The sequence below is a fragment of the Chamaesiphon sp. OTE_8_metabat_110 genome (assembly GCF_031382685.1).
Taxonomy (GTDB): domain Bacteria; phylum Cyanobacteriota; class Cyanobacteriia; order Cyanobacteriales; family Chamaesiphonaceae; genus Chamaesiphon.
Window position 1 is genome coordinate 1 of the sequence record NZ_JANMZA010000394.1, and the last position, 17,704, is coordinate 17,704.

The 17,704-nt window shown below is 46.8% G+C and carries 7 protein-coding genes; 6 read left to right on the plus strand and 1 reads right to left on the minus strand.

The window, feature by feature from the left end:
• Window positions 1-503 precede the first annotated feature (503 nt).
• The 3 genes from RMO52_RS14385 (at window position 504) to RMO52_RS14395 (ending at window position 5,635) form a co-directional block, all read left to right on the plus strand.
• On the plus strand, window positions 504-4,541 hold the full coding sequence (locus RMO52_RS14385) for a glycerophosphodiester phosphodiesterase family protein (protein WP_396134990.1): 4,038 nt from the start codon (window positions 504-506) through the stop codon (window positions 4,539-4,541).
• Between the two features lie 142 nt (window positions 4,542-4,683).
• Window positions 4,684-4,905, plus strand: a complete 222-nt coding sequence (locus RMO52_RS14390; protein WP_310415407.1) for an AbrB/MazE/SpoVT family DNA-binding domain-containing protein — start codon at window positions 4,684-4,686, stop codon at window positions 4,903-4,905.
• Between the two features lie 112 nt (window positions 4,906-5,017).
• The gene (locus RMO52_RS14395) at window positions 5,018-5,635 is read left to right on the plus strand and encodes a Uma2 family endonuclease (protein WP_310415408.1); all 618 of its coding nucleotides are present in this window, start codon (window positions 5,018-5,020) and stop codon (window positions 5,633-5,635) included.
• A gap of 25 nt (window positions 5,636-5,660) precedes the next feature.
• Here RMO52_RS14395 and RMO52_RS14400 read toward each other — a convergent pair whose 3' ends face one another.
• Window positions 5,661-6,335, minus strand: coding sequence for a Uma2 family endonuclease (locus tag RMO52_RS14400; RefSeq protein ID WP_310415411.1), 675 nt, complete (start codon window positions 6,333-6,335; stop codon window positions 5,661-5,663).
• A gap of 389 nt (window positions 6,336-6,724) precedes the next feature.
• Between RMO52_RS14400 and RMO52_RS14405 the strand changes: the two genes are divergently transcribed.
• From RMO52_RS14405 to RMO52_RS14415, 3 genes are all read left to right on the plus strand, one after another.
• Window positions 6,725-12,616: a phytase gene (locus tag RMO52_RS14405; RefSeq protein WP_310415415.1), complete on the plus strand. Its 5,892-nt coding sequence runs from the start codon at window positions 6,725-6,727 to the stop codon at window positions 12,614-12,616.
• Between the two features lie 218 nt (window positions 12,617-12,834).
• Window positions 12,835-15,873, plus strand: coding sequence for an exonuclease subunit SbcC (gene sbcC / locus RMO52_RS14410; protein WP_310415417.1), 3,039 nt, complete (start codon window positions 12,835-12,837; stop codon window positions 15,871-15,873).
• A gap of 403 nt (window positions 15,874-16,276) precedes the next feature.
• Window positions 16,277-17,404 (plus strand): glycosyltransferase family 4 protein, encoded by a 1,128-nt coding sequence (locus RMO52_RS14415; RefSeq protein WP_310415420.1) that lies wholly within the window; start codon window positions 16,277-16,279, stop codon window positions 17,402-17,404.
• Window positions 17,405-17,704 lie beyond the last annotated feature (300 nt).

Here is a 17,704-nt window from a genome sequence, read left to right on the forward strand (position 1 = left end):
AGTTTTGTTGTTGTGTAATTCAAGTGAGCGCATTGGGTTTCATTCTTCAACCCAACCACCAACGCGTAATCTGTGTTACCCCACCCCAGCCCTCCCCTTATAAAGGGGAGGGAGCAAAAGCCCCCCCTTTATAAGGGGGGGTTGGGGGGGTAAACCACCTCGAAACGAAGTCTAGTGAACTTGCGTATGCACGATAGCTTAGAAAGGGAAATTTAGATCTACGATTCATATCAAAAACCTGTTCAGACATCCTCTCAAATAAACATCTCTAAATCTGGGTGTTTATTTGGGTATTTTTATCGATCGCCATAATATAAACGTGTAAATCATCACACCATACACGATCGACAAATATCTAAAAACTGTAAAAATTGATACCCCAAATAACTAACCCTTAACCTCCGACTGATATTGTGAATTAGCAATTATTGTCCGTTCGCATCATTAAGCCCCGATCGTGTTGTTATTAGCATCCTAATTATCCTCATAGAAAACACATCAAACTGACTATGACTGCATTAAAAGGCTTCGCATCATTTCCTGCCGATACATTTGCTCCCGGCCCACAATCGGGTAAATTAATCACAGGTACCAACGGTCGGACAATTCCCTTCAGTAGTCAACCAGTCCAAGGTTTTAGCGCGGTTCAGTTTGCCGATATCTATGGTAATTACTGGTTTATGCCAGACAATGGCTTTGGTGCCAAGGCTAATAGTAACGATTTTTTGTTGAGAGTTTACAAAGCAAATCCCAGTTTTCAAGGTTTGGGTGGCGATGGCACGGTCAAAGTTGGTAACTTTATTCAGTTATCAGATCCCGATAAAAAAGCTGGATTTGCGATCGTTAATGAAACTACAGCCGATCGATTATTAACTGGTGCCGACTTTGATATCGAATCACTTAATATTGCCAAAGATGGTTCGATCTGGATTGGTGATGAATTCGGCCCCTACCTCTTACACTTTGATGCTACGGGTAAATTGCTAGATGCGCCGATCGCGACTCCCAATCCGGCTGCTAGTATGCTCAAAACTTTGGGCGGTAAAGCTCCGATCGTCATCGGACATCGTGGCGCGAGTGGTGAATTACCAGAGCATACATTAGGTGCGTATAAACTGGCGATCGAACGCGGTGCAGATTTCATCGAGCCGGATTTAGTTGCGACCAAAGATGGCGTATTAATCGCGCGGCACGAGCCAAATATGATTAACACTACCAACGTCAAGGATAAACCCGAATTTGCTAGCCGCAAGACCACCAAAATGGTCGATGGCGTAGCCGAAGAAGGCTTTTTCGCTTCAGACTTCACTCTGGCAGAAATCAAGACCTTACGGGCGATTATGCCGCAGAGCGAACGGACGCAAGTATTTAATAACTTATACGAAATTCCCACGCTCGAAGAAATCATTAATCTCGTCAAACAAGTAGAAGCCGACACTGGTAAAAAGATCGGCATCTACCCCGAAACCAAGCACCCCACCTTCCATGACAATCTGGGTTTATCGCTCGAAGAACCCCTGTTAGCAACTCTCCAAAAAACTGGTTTTACCGACCCCAGCCGCGTTTTCATCCAATCCTTTGAAGTGTCCAATCTCAAGGAACTCAACGGTAGAACTAACATCCCATTAGTGCAATTGTTGGATGCTTATGATGTGAATCTCGATGGTTCTTTGAGCTATGAAGATGTCAACAAGCAGCCTTATGACTTTACTGTCAAAGGTGACAAACGCACTTACGCCGACCTCCAGACGGTAGCTGGATTGAAAGAGATTGCGACTTATGCGGATGGAATTGGCGCGTGGAAGCCGATGATTATCTCTAGTAAGGGTGTGGATGCCAATGGTGATGGCAAAGCCGATGATGTCAATAAAGATGGCTTAGTCAACGATACCGATCGAACATTACTCCCCGCAACATCTTTGGTTAAGGATGCTCATGCCAATAATTTGCTCGTTCATGCTTATACCTTCCGCAACGAAGCGCGACGGTTGGCATCGGACTACAACGGCAACCCACTTGAAGAGTACAAAGCCTTTATCAATGCAGGTGTCGATGGCTTTTTTTCAGACTTCCCTGGTACTGCGGACTCGGCGCGCGACCAACTTACTAGTGCGTTTGTCCGATCGCCCCAAAACCCCGATGTCCTAGCAAAAACCAAGTTTCAGACTCTCGATGGCAATGCGCCACTCGTCCTCGGACACCGTGGCGCAAGTGGCAACCGCCCAGAACATACCCTCGAAGCTTATAAACTTGCGATCGCGGATGGTGCAGATTTCATTGAGCCAGACTTAGTAGTCACCAAAGATGGTGTCCTCATCGCGCGTCACGAGCCGATGCTAGCCGTTGTTGCCTTGAATGCTGACGGTACCATCAAGCGGGATAGTGCTGGTAACTTTGAAATCACGACCACCAATACCAGTACCAATGTCCATCTCAAGCCCGAATTTGCCAGCCGCTTAACTGTCAAAACCCTCGACGGCGTTAAAGTTGGCGGTTGGTTTGCTGAAGACTTCACCTTGGCTGAAGTCAAGACGCTGAATGCGATCGAGCGGCTACCAGCCCTACGCGGTACCAAATACGACAACGACGGACTCAAAGTCCCCACCTTCCAAGAAGTCATCGATTTAGTCAAACAAGTCGAAAAAGACACCGGACGCAAAATCGGGATCTACCCCGAAACCAAGCACCCTAGCTTCTTTGCCTCCCAGGGTACGCTCCTCGATGGCACCACCAAAATTAATGTCAATCTCGGTCAAAAACTCGTTGACACCTTAGTTGCCAGCAACTTTACCGACCCCAAACGGGTATTCATCCAATCCTTTGAAGTTGCCAACCTCAAAGAGATTAATGACAAAATCATGCCAGCCGCCAAGATCGACATCCCGCTGGTGCAACTATTCGGTGGTGCTGCTGGTAAACCCTACGACTTCACCCTCAGTGGTGATGCGCGGACTTATGGCGACCTCACCAAGCCCGCAGAGTTGACAAATATCGCCAAGTATGCAGCAGGAATCGGCCCCGACAAACGCCTCATCGTTCCATCTAGCACCGTAGATCTTGACAAAAATGGCATCCCAGACGACCTCAATGGTGATGGTCAACAAAGTGAAGCCGATCGCGTGTTGGGTACCCCCACAACTTTAGTCAAAGACTCTCATGCGGCTGGGTTACAGGTACATCCTTATACCTTCCGCAGTGAAGGTTTCTTCCTCGCTTCGGACTACAAAGGCGACCCCAAAAAAGAACTAGAGCAGTTTATCAACTTAGGCGTTGATGCCTTCTTCACCGATTTCCCAGGGACGGGTGACTTGGTACGCGACAAACTCGCTGGCACACCTGCGGTCGATAACATCGGCAGTTCGCGCGGATTTGAAGGCATGGCGATCGGTCCTGACAAAAGTACCTTGTATCCCTTATTAGAGGGTACAGTATTTGGCGACCCCGCTGGTTCGCTGCGGATTTATGAATTTGATGTTGCCAGCCAGAAATACAAAGGTCAACTCGGCTTCTACAAAATGGAAGCAGTCGGCAATGCGATCGGTGACATGACCGTCATTAATAATAACGAATATCTGGTCATCGAACGCGACGGTGGACAAGGCGATCTGGCTAAATTCAAGAAGGTCTACAAAGTAGATTTATCGAAGAAAGATGCTAACGGCAATGTTGCCAAAGAAGAAGTCGCCGACTTGTTGAATATTCCCGATCCGTTGGATCTAAACAAAGACGGTAGCACTACTTATCGGATGCCGTTTGTAACGATCGAGAATCTCCTGCTCATCGATGCCAATACCATCTTAGTCGCCAACGACAACAACTATACCTTCTCGATCGGTCGTCCACCGGGCATCGACAACACCGAAATCGTCCAAATTACCCTCGATAAACCCTTGAACATCGACCCCCGCGTCGGTTTGAGTGCCGCCCCAGTTCCCGCACCAACCTTAGTTTCGGGCACATCAGGTAACGACACCCTCCTGGCAGGTGTAACCCCAGGGTTTAGCGGTTTCAATACCAGCGTCTTTGCGGGTTCCGGTAACGATACTGTAGACGTACCCATCGGCGGTGTCAATACTGGTTTCAACCGAATCGATGCGGGTAGCGGTGCCGATACCATGTATGTCGGCAATAACGATCGTGTGTTTGGCAGTGCAGGCGACGATATTTTTGAAGCCAACGATGCCAAAGATTACCGAATTTCTGCGGGTGATAGTAACGATACCCTCTTCCTGGGTACCAACGGTCGCGCTTTAGGTGGCAATGGTACCGACAAATTTTTTGTCGGTGCTGGCGGCGGTAATGTCCTCTCTGGCGGTGCTGGTGCCGACCAATTCTGGATTTATAACGGCGAAGCTCCAGCAAGTGCGAATACAATTGTTGATTACCAAATCGGCACCGATGTATTGGGGATTACTGGCGGAGTTAAATTTACCGACTTGATTCGGACTGGTAATAATATCGCCATCGGCGGTAACACGATCGCAACCCTAACGGGAGTTGAGACTAATACTCTCACCGCCGCTAACTTTGCGTTTATTTAATTTGACTCGAATCGCAAATTGAAAAATCGGCATAACTCACTTAGAAATTGATGAGTTATGCCGATTTTTTAGATAGCTATCGTGAGATTCGGTTAAATTAGTATTGAAGCTATTAACCAGTAACACTACTGATGAAATCCCCATGACTGCCATCACTATCGATACAACTGGACGCTTGGAAATCCCCCTAGAAATTCGCCAACAACTGGGAATAACAATCGCCCAATCTCTCAGCCTGGAAGTTGTCAACGGCTGTATCGTCCTCCAACCGCTCAGACAAGAACCCCAGATTCGTCGTCAAGGTACTGCATTAGTCGTAGAAACATCCCCACTTGGCAACCTCGATTCTTTTTATTCGTCTTAGTACAGTTATTGCCGCAAAAGTTCAGCAGCCAACATAAATAAAGCTCGATCGATACTTTTAGGTCGATCGTTTAAACACTAATCTCCTGAGATAGATAGGAAGCAAATACCAGATGCAAGCCCTAGAAACCCAACCATTATTATTAGATGTCCGCAGCATTACTCTCCGCGTCACTCATGAAGAGTTTGAGAAACTATGCCAAGACAATCCAGAGCGATCGTTTGAATTGACAGCCAGCGGAGAACTAATCGTTATGCCCCCAGTCGGTGGAGAAAGTGGAAGCTACGAATCAGAACTAGGGATCGACTTAGGCAATTGGAATCGTCAAACCAGGCTAGGCAAAACTTTTAGTTCTTCCACCGTTTTTGTCTTACCCAATGGTGCCAATCGTTCGCCAGATGCCGCTTGGGTGGCATTGTCCCGATGGGAAGCTTTGACCCCAGAGCAGCGCAAGAAATTTCCACCCTTGGCACCAGATTTTGTCATAGAGCTGCGCTCGGCAACCGACAGACTGCCGCCATTGCGAGAAAAAATGGAAGAGTACAAAGCGAATGGGGTGCGGCTGGGCTTACTCATCGTTGGCGGAGCCTCTCTGAAAGAGAATCCTCAAAATAGACAAGTAGAAATCTATCGACTCGGACGCGAACCAGAAAGCCTAACATCGCCAACTTCAATCGACTGTAGTGAAGTCATGCCCGATTTTATCCTCAGCCTGAGTGAAATCTGGTAATTTCACAGTTTGCATCAGCGGTTCGCTATCCACCTAGCTGCTGTAACTGTTGCATCAGCCAATTAGCGGCTGCCGTATTCGTTTCCGTCGCCAGCCGTTCTAATGTTTGCTCTACCAACTCGATTGATAATCCCGTCAACACGTTAGAAACTCGAATTGATTCGTAGGCACCCTGAGCATTCAAACCAAAAGCAAACAAGCGCATTCCTTTGACATCGACAACCCAATATTCAGCAATGCCCAAGCTCGCATAAATTTGTTTTTGCTCGTCGAGATCGATATCGAGATTAGTATCGGCAATTTCCCCTACTAAATCGGGCAATCGATGACGACTCAGATCGATGCGGCGGGATTCGCCAGTTTGCCATTTAGGAATATTCTCGCCTTTATACAGTACCAAATCCGGCGCGCTTGCCTGCTGAGTTTCGGCTCGTTCGATCGAGCAGCCACCAAAAGATTCGATCGCTGGTTCTGGGTGCAAAAATGCCCAAATAAAGAAAATGCCCGTAAACAAGTCAGCAAAGCGAGCGTGGTTGATACCTATATTGCCCATATCGATTCGCAACCATCCGTTGTTAAATGAAATTTTGTGCCACTCCAAACGATCGCTATCTCTGGCATCGAGATAGTCTTGCCAAGTAGCGTCGGCTCTTTGACTGATGGTGGCAGCTTGAGTAGATCTGTCTAGGGAGATAGTCACAATCTAATGCCTCACGATGGTAATTCATTTATATTAGCTCGATCGCGATCGTTCGATCGGCTCCTTCGCGCATACAGTCACAGAAGTTGGTAATCTTGCCACCTTGGTTCTCATCATAAGCTGCTGAAATAGTTGCTCTAAAACCAGATTTTATAGAGCGTTCTATTAAATTTGACTCGATTAAGTTGAGTTCCCACCACGGTTCTGCATTATCAAAATATTAATGTAAGTTTAAGCTTGAATTAAAGAGTTGGACTTAGACAAGTAATTTAAACTAGACGCGATCGTTTTGGCACAGCATCCATTGACGATTAACAGTTTACTAGAGGCTTGACCGATCGATATACCAAATCTGCTTTTGTTCGAGTTCCTCATTTTGACAATAGACTATGAATACAGTTAGTGGCACGAATATTCGCTTCGCTCAGTTTAATGCTTCTTTAAATCGTAACGCTGACGGTCAACTAATTAACGATCTATCAAATCCTGCAATTTCCGATACTAGAGCGATCGGATCTGCTGACAATCCCAATCGTAATCAAGAACTCCGCATTCAACAAGCCAAAAATGCAGCGGAAATTATTCAGCGCAATAATCCCGATGTATTGTTAATTAATGAGTTTGATTTTAATACCGCCAATCCAAATAAAGCGGTCGAACTATTTATCAATAATTTTCTCAAAATCGGACAGAATGGTACTAGTCCGGTAGATTATAAATATTTTTATATCGCGCCGAGCAATACTGGGATTCCATCAGGATTAGACCTCAATAATAATGGTAGCATCGTTACTACGCTCACCGATGGGATTGGCGATAATGGCTACGGTGACGACTCATTTGGATTTGGTAACTTCCCAGGTCAATTTGGGATGGTGGTGCTGTCAAAGTACGAAATCGATACGGCAAATGTAAGGACTTTTCAGAATTTTCTCTGGAAAGATATGCCAGGTGGCTTACTCACCAACGATCCGACGATCGATAATCCCGCTACGCCAGTTAATGAAAACCTCAAGGGTTTCTACTCTCCAGCAGAAATTGAAAAATTGCGGTTATCTTCTAAGAGCCATTGGGACGTACCGATTAAAGTTAATAACGAAATAGTTCATGCCCTCGTCAGCCACCCCACGCCGCCTGTTTTTGATGGCACTGAAGACCGGAATGGTAAGCGGAATGCTGATGAAATTCGCTTTTGGGCGGATTATGTTTCGCCAGGGCAAGGTGGCTATATTTACGACGATAAAGGTGGCAAAGGGGGGATTGCTGGCGGTTCGAGTTTCGTAATTATGGGCGACCAAAATGCCGATCCGCGCGATGGTGATAGCTACAATAATGCGATTAGTCAGTTGTTACGCAATCCCAATATTAATACCAATTCGACTCCGACTAGTGCAGGCGGAGTCCAACAGTCAGCACTTCAGGGTTTAAATAATATTACTCAAACTGGAAATCCGGCGTTTGATACGGCTGATTTTGCCGATAACGGGACGAACCCTGGTAATTTGCGGACTGATTATGTGTTGCCATCTTCAGATCTGACAATTAGTAATAGCGGCGTATTTTGGCCGTTAAATATCGATCCGACATTTGCACCCGTGGGTGTATTTAATCCGGCTTTACCTGGTGGTTATCCGACTTCAGATCATCGTTTGGTATTTGCCGATGTCTTAGTAGGGGTAACGCCGAGCGGGAAATCGATCGCGAGTGCGGGTTTTGTCGGTCAAAAGATTTTACCGACTGGATTTATCCCGGCTGGTGCAGGGGGGAAAATCGACGGCGTAGATGTGCCATTGGGTGGTCTATCTGGCGTAACTTATGATGCGGCGAACGATCGATATTATGCGATTTCTGACGATCGAACTTCCAATGCGCGGTTCTATACATTCACCCTCAATCCAGTTACTAACGACGTAACTTTTACTAATGTCGTCCAACTCAAGGATGCCAGCGGCAAACCCTTCGCAGCCAATAGTCTCGATCCTGAAGGGATTGCCCTCACCCAAAATGGTACTGTATTCATCTCGTCTGAAGGTGAAGCCAACTCAGCCGTAGGGCGCGTTTCCAATCCATTTATCAAAGAGTTTTCCCTGACTACCGGAACCGAAATTCGATCGATCGCCGTACCGACTAAATTCTTGCCCAAAGTTACCGATACTAATAGCAATGGCATCGTCGATGCGCCAGATACCCAGACAGCCGGAGTGCGGAATAATCTGGCGTTCGAGAGTCTGACGATCTCACCCGACCAAAAAACGCTCTACACCGCTACTGAAAACGCTTTATTCCAGGATGGCGATCGAACTACAGTGACGACTGGCAACCGATCGCGGATCGTCCAATATAATCTAGTCAGCGGACAACCTGAGAAAGAATATCTCTACAATGCCGATGCAGTTGCCAAGGCGCCAATTCCGGCTACAGGCGCGAGTGACAGTGGTTTGGTCGATTTGCTCGCGATCGACGCTCGGGGCACCTTCTTGGCTCTAGAACGCTCGTTTGCGGTGGGACAAGGCAACACGATTAAGGTCTATGAAGTCACGATTCAAGGAGCGACGGATATTAGTACGATCGATTCGCTTAATAGTATAACTGCCACTCAGTTACAGGCGATCGCTCCCGTCCAAAAACGGTTAATCTTGGATCTAGACTCGCTGAAGCTGCCTAATAGCGACGGCAATCATCCCATGGGGACGGATAATATCGAAGGCTTGGCATTTGGGCCGAAACTAGCCGACGGTCGCCAGTCGATCGTGCTAGTCAGCGATAATAACTTCAGTGCGACCCAGTTTACCCAGATTATTACCTTGGGTGCTGACTTGGTGCCCACCGCCACGCCGACTGTCGAAACTCGTCCCGCGCTCATAGATAATAGTGCGCTACCCTTTAGTCAGCGGGCAGATGCTGACGATCCGGCGGTGTATGTCAATGCGACTGACTCAGCGAAAAGCTTGGTAGTTACGAGCGTTAAAAATGGCGGCTTGCGGGTTTACGATTTATCCGGCAATCTGATTCAGACGATTAATCCCAGCAGTCCCGACGTGCGTTACAACAATGTGGACTTGCAATATGGCTTCACATTAGGCGGACAAAAAATCGATATCGCCGTCGCTAGCGATCGTAATAACGATAAACTAGCGATCTTCAAGATAAATCCTGCTGGTACGGGTGGTAATTATCTAGAAAATATCACCGACACCAGCGCAGCGACAATCTTCCAAGCCGCGCCTTTTACCGCCCCATTCTCGGCATCGGCGACTAGTGCATATGGTTTGGCTCTCTACCGCAGTCCCATCAGCAACGATTACTACGCCTTCACCAGCCGCCGTCAAACTGGTGATGTCGCTCAACTGAAATTAGTCGATAAAGGTAACGGCAAAATCGGGTACGAACTAGTCCGTAACTTCACGGTTCCATCCCCGACAGCAGCAGCTCTTTCCCCTCAAACTGAAGGCATCGTCGCCGATCAGGAAACCGGATTATTATACATCGGTCAAGAAGATGTCGGCATCTGGAAATATAATACCGAACCCACTGGCGGTAAATTTGGCACCTTAATCGAGCAAGTCAAACCGATTGAAAAAGTCACAGCCAATGGCGGTAAAAATCTTACCCAAGATGTCGAAGGCTTGACCATTTACTATGGGAAAAATGGGACGGGTTATTTACTGGCTTCCAGTCAAGGCGATAATACTTTTGCGGCTTACACTCGCGAAGGTAATAATGATTTTATCGGACGGTTTGGCGTTGGGAGTAACGGCTCGATCGATAGCGTCCAAGAATCTGACGGTGCGGAAGTAATTAACTTACCATTGGGTGCGAATTTCCCGAATGGATTATTCATCACCCAAGATGGTAGTAACGATCCTGCTACCATTGTCGCTGGCGAGAATATCAGCTCCAACTTCAAATTCGTACCGTTTGAAAATATTGCTAATACCTTCGCCACACCGCTAAAAATCGATACCACTAGCTACAATCCGCGCAATCCCGTAGCACGGTTGGGTGCAGTCGAGTCAGCTTTCCCCAATGGTGTAGCCAGCGGCGATACCACTCAGAACTCTACAGTATTGTGGACGCGATCGAATGTTCCTGGTAAAGTCACCTTTGAATACTCTACCAAGGCTGATTTTAGTTCGATCGCAGGTACCCAAACCGCTACTGCCACCAACCCCTCCAAACCAGTCAAAGTCGATGTCACTGGCTTGAGTGCAAATACTAGCTACTTCTACCGCGTCACTGATGTCAACGGCACCAAAACCGCTGGTAAATTCAGCACGGCGGCGGCTGTCGGTCAACAGACAGGCTTGAAATTCGGCGTATCCGGCGACTGGCGCGGCGAACTCGCACCTTATCCAGCAATTAGTAATGCCGACACCGCCAACCTCAAATTCTTTGTCGAACTCGGCGATACCATTTACGGTGATGTAGCTTCTCCGGCTGTCAAAAACCCCGACAGTACCGAAAAATCTCAAGCTACTACCTTGGCAGAATACCGCGCCAAAAATGCGGAAGTTTATAGCAGTCGCTTCGGTCAAAATACTTGGGGCGACTTACGTGCATCTACTTCCATCTTAGCAACCATCGACGACCATGAAGTCACCAACGACTTCGCAGGTGGTGAGAGTTTGGCGACTGCTACTGCTGCCGAGCAAGCTTTATACGGTGCCAAGACGGGTTTAATCAACGACTCGCCCCTGTATGAAAACGGCCTCCAAGCCTTCCAAGAATACAACCCGATTCGCGACCTCACCTACAACACCCCAGGCGATGCCCGTACCGACGGCGAACGCAAACTCTATCGTGCCAATACCTTCGGTAACGATGCCGCCACCTTCGTCCTCGATGCACGTTCCTTCCGCGATAAAGAGTTGCCCGATGTCACCAACCTCGCCGACCAAGCCCAAGTCGGTAAATTCCTCGTCGATTCCTTCAATCCCACACGGACGATGCTGGGCAAACAACAGGTAGACGACCTCAAACGGGATCTGCTCCAATCCCAGCAAGATGGCGTGACCTGGAAATTTATTATGGTGCCCGAACCGATCCAAAATATCGGCGTATTGGCAGCCGCCGATCGATTTGAAGGTTATGCTGCCGAGCGGACGGAAATCCTCAAATATGTCAACGACAACAAAATCGAGAACGTCGTCTTCGTCGCCGCCGACATCCACGGTACCTTAGTCAATAACCTGACTTACCAAAATGCCCCAGGTCAAGCCCAAATCGCCACCAGTGCCTTTGAAATCACCACGGGTTCTGTCGCGTATTCCCAGCCTTTCGGGCAGACTGTAGCGCAATTAGGCGCGGCTCTGGGCGTAATTACACCTCAGCAGCAAGCATTGTACGACTCACTCCCAACCGCAGGTAAGGACACCTTCATCAAAGGTGTCGTCGATAACGGACTGCAACCATTAGGTTACGATCCGCTCGGCTTAGACAAAAACCTGTCCCAAGCCAATGGCTTAATTAATGCCAAGCTCCTGCAAGGCGATTATGTCGCCACCCATGTCTACGGCTGGACGGAGTTTAATATCGACAAACAAACTCAAAAACTTACCGTCACCACTTACGGGGTCGATTCCTACACCCGCGCCGAACTCGAAGCCAACCCTGACGCAATTACCAGCCGTCAGCCCAAGATCGTCAGTCAATTTGAAGTCACTCCCAACAATGTCGCCCCGACTCTAGTTGCGGGTACTGCGGGAGCCGATAATCTCATCGCTGGCATCACCCCCGGATTCGACGGTTTCAACGATAACGTTTTTACGGGTTCCGGTAACGACAGCGTAGATGTCCCGATTTCTGGTGCTAATGGTGGCAACAACCGCGTCGATCTCGGTACTGGTGCCGATACCATTTTCGTAGCTAATGGCGATCGCATTTTCGGCAGTGCTGGCGACGATATTTTCGAGGCTACCGATGCCAAAGACTATCGGATCTCCGCTGGTGCTGGTAACGATACCCTGTTCCTCGGTGCCAACGGTCGCGGTTTAGGTGGCGACGGTAACGACAAGTTTTTTGTCGGAACTGGCGGCGGTAACTTCCTCTCCGGTGGTGCTGGTGCCGACCAGTTCTGGATTTATAACGGCGAAACTCCGGCAAGTGCGAACACAATTGTCGATTATCAAATTGGCACTGATGTTCTGGGTTTTACTGGCGGTGTTAAATTTACTGACTTGACTCGGACTGGTAATAATATCGCACTCGGCGGTAACACGATCGCGACCTTAACTGGAATTGAGACGACTACTCTCACCGCAGCTAACTTTGCGTTCATCTAATTCCAATTACACACTCGGCACAACTCATCTTCTTGACGAGTTGTGCCGATTTTTTTAGAGGTTCGATCTTCAGGATCGAATCAATCACTTAGTTGCCAAACGTATTTATCAGTACAATCGAGATAGCCCGCCATCGATCGAACTAGCACAAAAATACCACAAACGTCCCAAAACTCTTTATCCTAGAGGGTAGGTGAACTCCCTTTCTTCAATCGCTTATGATTCCTCTGCAACTGTCACTCAAAAACTTTCTCAGTTACAGTGAAGCCAGTTTGGACTTTACGGGGCTGCATACCGCTTGTATCTGCGGTGCCAATGGTGCGGGTAAGTCATCCCTATTAGAGGGGATTACCTGGGCGATTTGGGGGGAATGTCGGGCGGTGAGTGAGGATGATGCGATCTCTAATGGGGCGATGGATGTCCGGGTAGATTTTACGTTTGGGATGCACGGCGAAACTTGTCGGATCATTCGGACGCGTCAGCGGGATGGAAATGGGGCGTTGGAGTTTCAGATCCAGACGAGTGGGGGGCAATTTCGGACGCTGACGCAGAAGGGGATTCGTTCGACGCAGGCTTTAATTGATGATTATCTCAAGATTGATTATGAGACGTTTATTAATTCTGCTTATTTGCGTCAGGGGAAGGCTGATGAATTTATGCGGAAAAAGCCGACCGATCGCAAGCAAATTTTAGCAGATTTATTAAAGCTCGATCGCTACGAGCAATTAGCCGATCGAGCCAAAGATACGGGGAAGCAATACAAGCTCCAAGTCGAAGTATTGACCGAAAATTTAGCTCAGGCGCAGCTTCAACTCGCCCAAATCGATGGCATTACTCAGCAGCGCGATGAGGTGAAAGTCGAACTCAGTGCGTTGCAACAGTTACAACTCACCCAGGAACAGGAATTAGAAGGTTTTAAAACGATCGCCAGACAGCGAGAAACGTGGCAGCAACAGTTGGCTTGGGAGCAAAAACGCGATCGCGAATTGCAGCAAGCAGCGACCCAAATCCAGGTAGATCTTCAGGTAGTGACTACCGATAAACAACGGCTAGATGAGCTGTTAATTAGATCGGATGACATTGCTACTGCTTATCAAGCTTATCTGGGGTTACAGCAGCAAATTGAGGTGTTAGATCGGCAATTTAATAACGATCGGCAGTATCAGATCGATCGCCAAAAATTACAGCAGCAATTAGATCGCCAAACTCAAGCATTGCAATTAAGTCTCGGTCAAAGTCAAGCGCAATTAGCGGCGCTCGAACGTCAAGAAATAGAATTAGCTGAAATTTTAGCCACAGTCGGCGATGTCACTAAAGGGGTCGCTCAATTACAAGTATGTCGTCAGCGATTGTCAGAGCTAGATCGACTGCAAATCGCCGTGTTACCGCTTCAGCAAGAGCGAGTGGGATTGGAGGCAAAGATCGATCGACAGACTGCGAAAATTCAGGCTCAATTAAATGAGTTAGTTTTGCGCGAACGTCAAATTAAAATTAAAACAGCCGAGCGATCGCAATTAGTCGATCGGCTTAATTTACTCGATACTCAGCTTGCCGAGTTAGAGCGAAAGCAAGTATATCAAAAGCGAGTAGAAGAAAAAGGTTTAACTAAGAGAGAAAATATCCAGCGGCTAGAGGCAGATACCCGTAATTATCAGCGACAATTAGGCGAATTAGACCGTAAATTAGAGCTACTAGCAACTCCTGATGCCAGTTGTCCAGTGTGCGATCGCCCGTTAGATGAAAACCATTGGGAACATGTTTTAAGTAGCGCCCAAGCCGAACGTGCTAATGTCGAGCAACAGATATCAGCAACTCAGGAAGAACACTCGCGCTACGTCCGCGAACGTGAAGATCTCCTCACGGAATATAAGCAGATCCAGCGCGAGTTAGCAGGCTCGGAAAGTCTCCGCGAACAGCGCGGTAATTTGCAAGCACAATTAGATTCAATTTCCGAACTCGAAGTCAATCTGCAAGAAATTGCCAGCGAAAAGTCGCAAATCGAACTTGAGATCGAGTCTAAAAGTTATGCAAGTGAATTACAATCTCAATTGCAAGAAATTAGTATCAATATTGCCGCGATTAATTATAGCGAACAAAGTCATGCCCTAGCCAGAGGTGATGTCGATAAATTGCGGTGGGTAGAGATCAAACAAGAGAAAATCAAAGATGCCGATCGCAAGCAGCAACAATTAAGCATCCAGAAACAACAATTAGCTACCGAACTTGTCACCATCGAAGCAAATATTACCAGACTCCAAACAGACTCAGACTTGCAACTCGAACTGCAAACTATTATCCGCCAAATTAACGAACTAAAATACGATCGCGACTATCACCAGCAAGTAGCCACCGAGTTGCGTCAATCCCAATCAATCCAACTTCAATATCAAGAAGTTCAACAAGCGAAACAAACTCAGCCGCAGTTACTCACACGCATTAACTCACTTCAAGCTAATGAGTCACAAAATACCATCGATCGACAAAAATCCAACTTAGAGATCGATCGTATCAGCTTAGAGATTGCCAAAATCCCCGATAGTGACGAGCGAATATTAGCAGTCGAGCGCCTACTAGCCGAACGCCGCCAGCAGTTAGATACCAATCTCTCAATTCTCGGTAGCCTCGAACAACAGCTTACTCAACTCAATAATATTCAAGAACAACTGCGATCGCAACAACAGCAGCTCGATACCTGCAAACAGCAGCAAAAAATCTACGACGAACTCGGAAAAGCCTTCGGTAAAAACGGCATTCAAGCTTTAGTAATCGAAAACATTCTGCCCCAGCTAGAAGCTGAAAGCAATCAAATTCTTTCCAAGCTAAGTAACAATCAATTTCACGTTCAATTTATTACTCAAAAAGCAACTAAAAGCAGCCGTACTAAAAAAGCTAGTGTTAAGAGTGCTAAATATATCGATACTTTAGATATCGCGATCGGCGATGCTAATGGTACTAGAGCCTATGAAACCTACTCGGGTGGCGAAGCTTTTCGGATCGATTTTTCGATCCGCCTCGCACTTGCTAAGCTGCTCTCCCAACGGGCGGGAACTCCCTTACAAATGCTGATCGTCGATGAAGGATTTGGCACTCAAGATCGCGAAGGCTGCGATCGCTTAATTTCGGCAATTAATGCTATTTCTGGTGACTTTGCCTGTATTCTTACTGTCACTCACATGCCACAATTTCGGGAAGCCTTTCAAACCCGCATTGAAGTCCATAAAACTGCCAAAGGCTCGCAACTACAAGTAATCACATAAATCGATTTTGTTTTTAGATCGTAATGTCAGGGCTGGAATTTTCCCCAGCCTAATCTAAGCTGCACTCTTACTATCATCTACACATTAGTAGTTTAGTAACAAGATTTAGCTCAAAATACGCTTGCCAGAAATAAATTATCACTCCTTACCATCTGTCAATCGGACGATGGCTTAATTTTATGTATCTATCGATGGGCGGTATTTATCTAGTCGATAAAAGCTCATAATAATTGATATTGTTCACCCAGTATTATGTCTAATTCATGCGCGCAAAAGTAACGCGATCGGGCTGAATTTTGAGATTGAAATATTTACAGAGAAATACATTTAGCTGCTGGATGTAACTTTCTAAATGGCTATCTATATTAGCTGGAGCGGGTTTTTATTGGATTAGGAGCTAGTAGTGAATAACAGAAAAATAGCTTTTGTCAAGTACGGTGGATTCTCACATGTAAATGAGATGGTTGTGGAAATTCTCACTAGAGAATTTCCCAATCTTGAAATTGAAACAATTGATGTTTTCACCGATTTAGTCAACACCAAAGACTTGGCAACCATCTTTCATACTCTTAATGAATACAGCAAAGAAATATTCGATCGGACGCTGCATATCGGTAACAGAAGACTTTACACCAGCTATTTTTTCCACAAGCTGAGAAAGGCGTTAGTCAAGAGACTGGCAGGTCGAAACTATTTGTTTACATTTCAAACACAATCTTTATTTGATGCGAGTATTCCTGGTATACCGCACTTTGTCTATACAGATCACACTGCCTTAGCAAATCTCACTTACCGAGGTTTCGATCGCGCAAAACTACCCTCTAGCGCGTGGATTGAGTGCGAGCGAGAGATTTATCACAATGCAACTCTCAATTTTACGATGAGTGAAAATGTTGCTGACTCGATCGTCAAAGATTATGGTGTCCCGGCACATAAAGTAGCAAACATCCTGTGTGGCCCTTGCCTGAATGTACCGCAAGCGGAAGTATTTGACGATAATAGATATCACCATCAGAAAATTTTGTTTGTTGGGATCGAATGGGAGCGAAAAGGTGGCCCGATCTTAGAAGAAGCTTTCAAAATGGTACTAGATAAATTTCCAAATGCCACTCTAGATATTGTCGGTTGTTCGCCTAAAGTCACTACTCCCAATTGTAATATCGTCGGTAAAGTTCCCTTGCCGGAAGTCTCTGAGTATTATAAAAAAGCCTCTGTGTTTTGTTTGCCGACTAGATTCGACCCCAATCCTAATGTCTGTTTTGAAGCGATGGCTCATAAACTGCCAGTGATTACCACAAATGGCGGCTCGCGACCTGAATTTACGATCGAGGGAAAAAGTGGCTATCTTGTCGAAGTAGATAATCCTCACCAGCTTGCTGAAAAAGCGATCGAACTGCTCGCATCTCCACAAAAATGTAAATCTTTTGGTGAATACGGTCATCGGATGGTTTGGGACAAATATACCTGGGAGAAAACAGGTGCCAGAATCAGCCAAAATATCGACAGATTTCTCTCGTGTAGGCCGATCTAGTCGATCTTTCAGTTCGCTTGGCGATCGACATGATTGAGTGCCATGTGATACTAAATCCGCCTTGCCCTCACCCCGCCATCGCCTCTGGCTCTGGCTCCCCTCTCCCAAGCTTGGGAGCGACCCAAATCGCGCTGAGGTTCCCTCAGCGTGCGTTTGGGTCAAGACAGAGGGGTTGGGGGTGAGGGCTGAGGTTCGTAAGTTGTACAAACCGGATTTGATGTGGGAGCGTTGTATCATAGCTAAATGAGCGAAAATACCGAGTTGCCATTAGCACAGCACGATCGATCGATCCCGAATGTA

What these genes read in the sequence shown, in the direction of transcription:
- RMO52_RS14390 (WP_310415407.1), top strand. Translation starts at nt 4,684, where the DNA reads ATGACTGCCATCACTATCGATACAACTGGACGCTTGGAAATCCCCCTA.
- RMO52_RS14395 (WP_310415408.1), top strand. Translation starts at nt 5,018, where the DNA reads ATGCAAGCCCTAGAAACCCAACCATTATTATTAGATGTCCGCAGCATT.
- RMO52_RS14405 (WP_310415415.1), top strand. Translation starts at nt 6,725, where the DNA reads ATGAATACAGTTAGTGGCACGAATATTCGCTTCGCTCAGTTTAATGCT.
- sbcC (WP_310415417.1), top strand. Translation starts at nt 12,835, where the DNA reads ATGATTCCTCTGCAACTGTCACTCAAAAACTTTCTCAGTTACAGTGAA.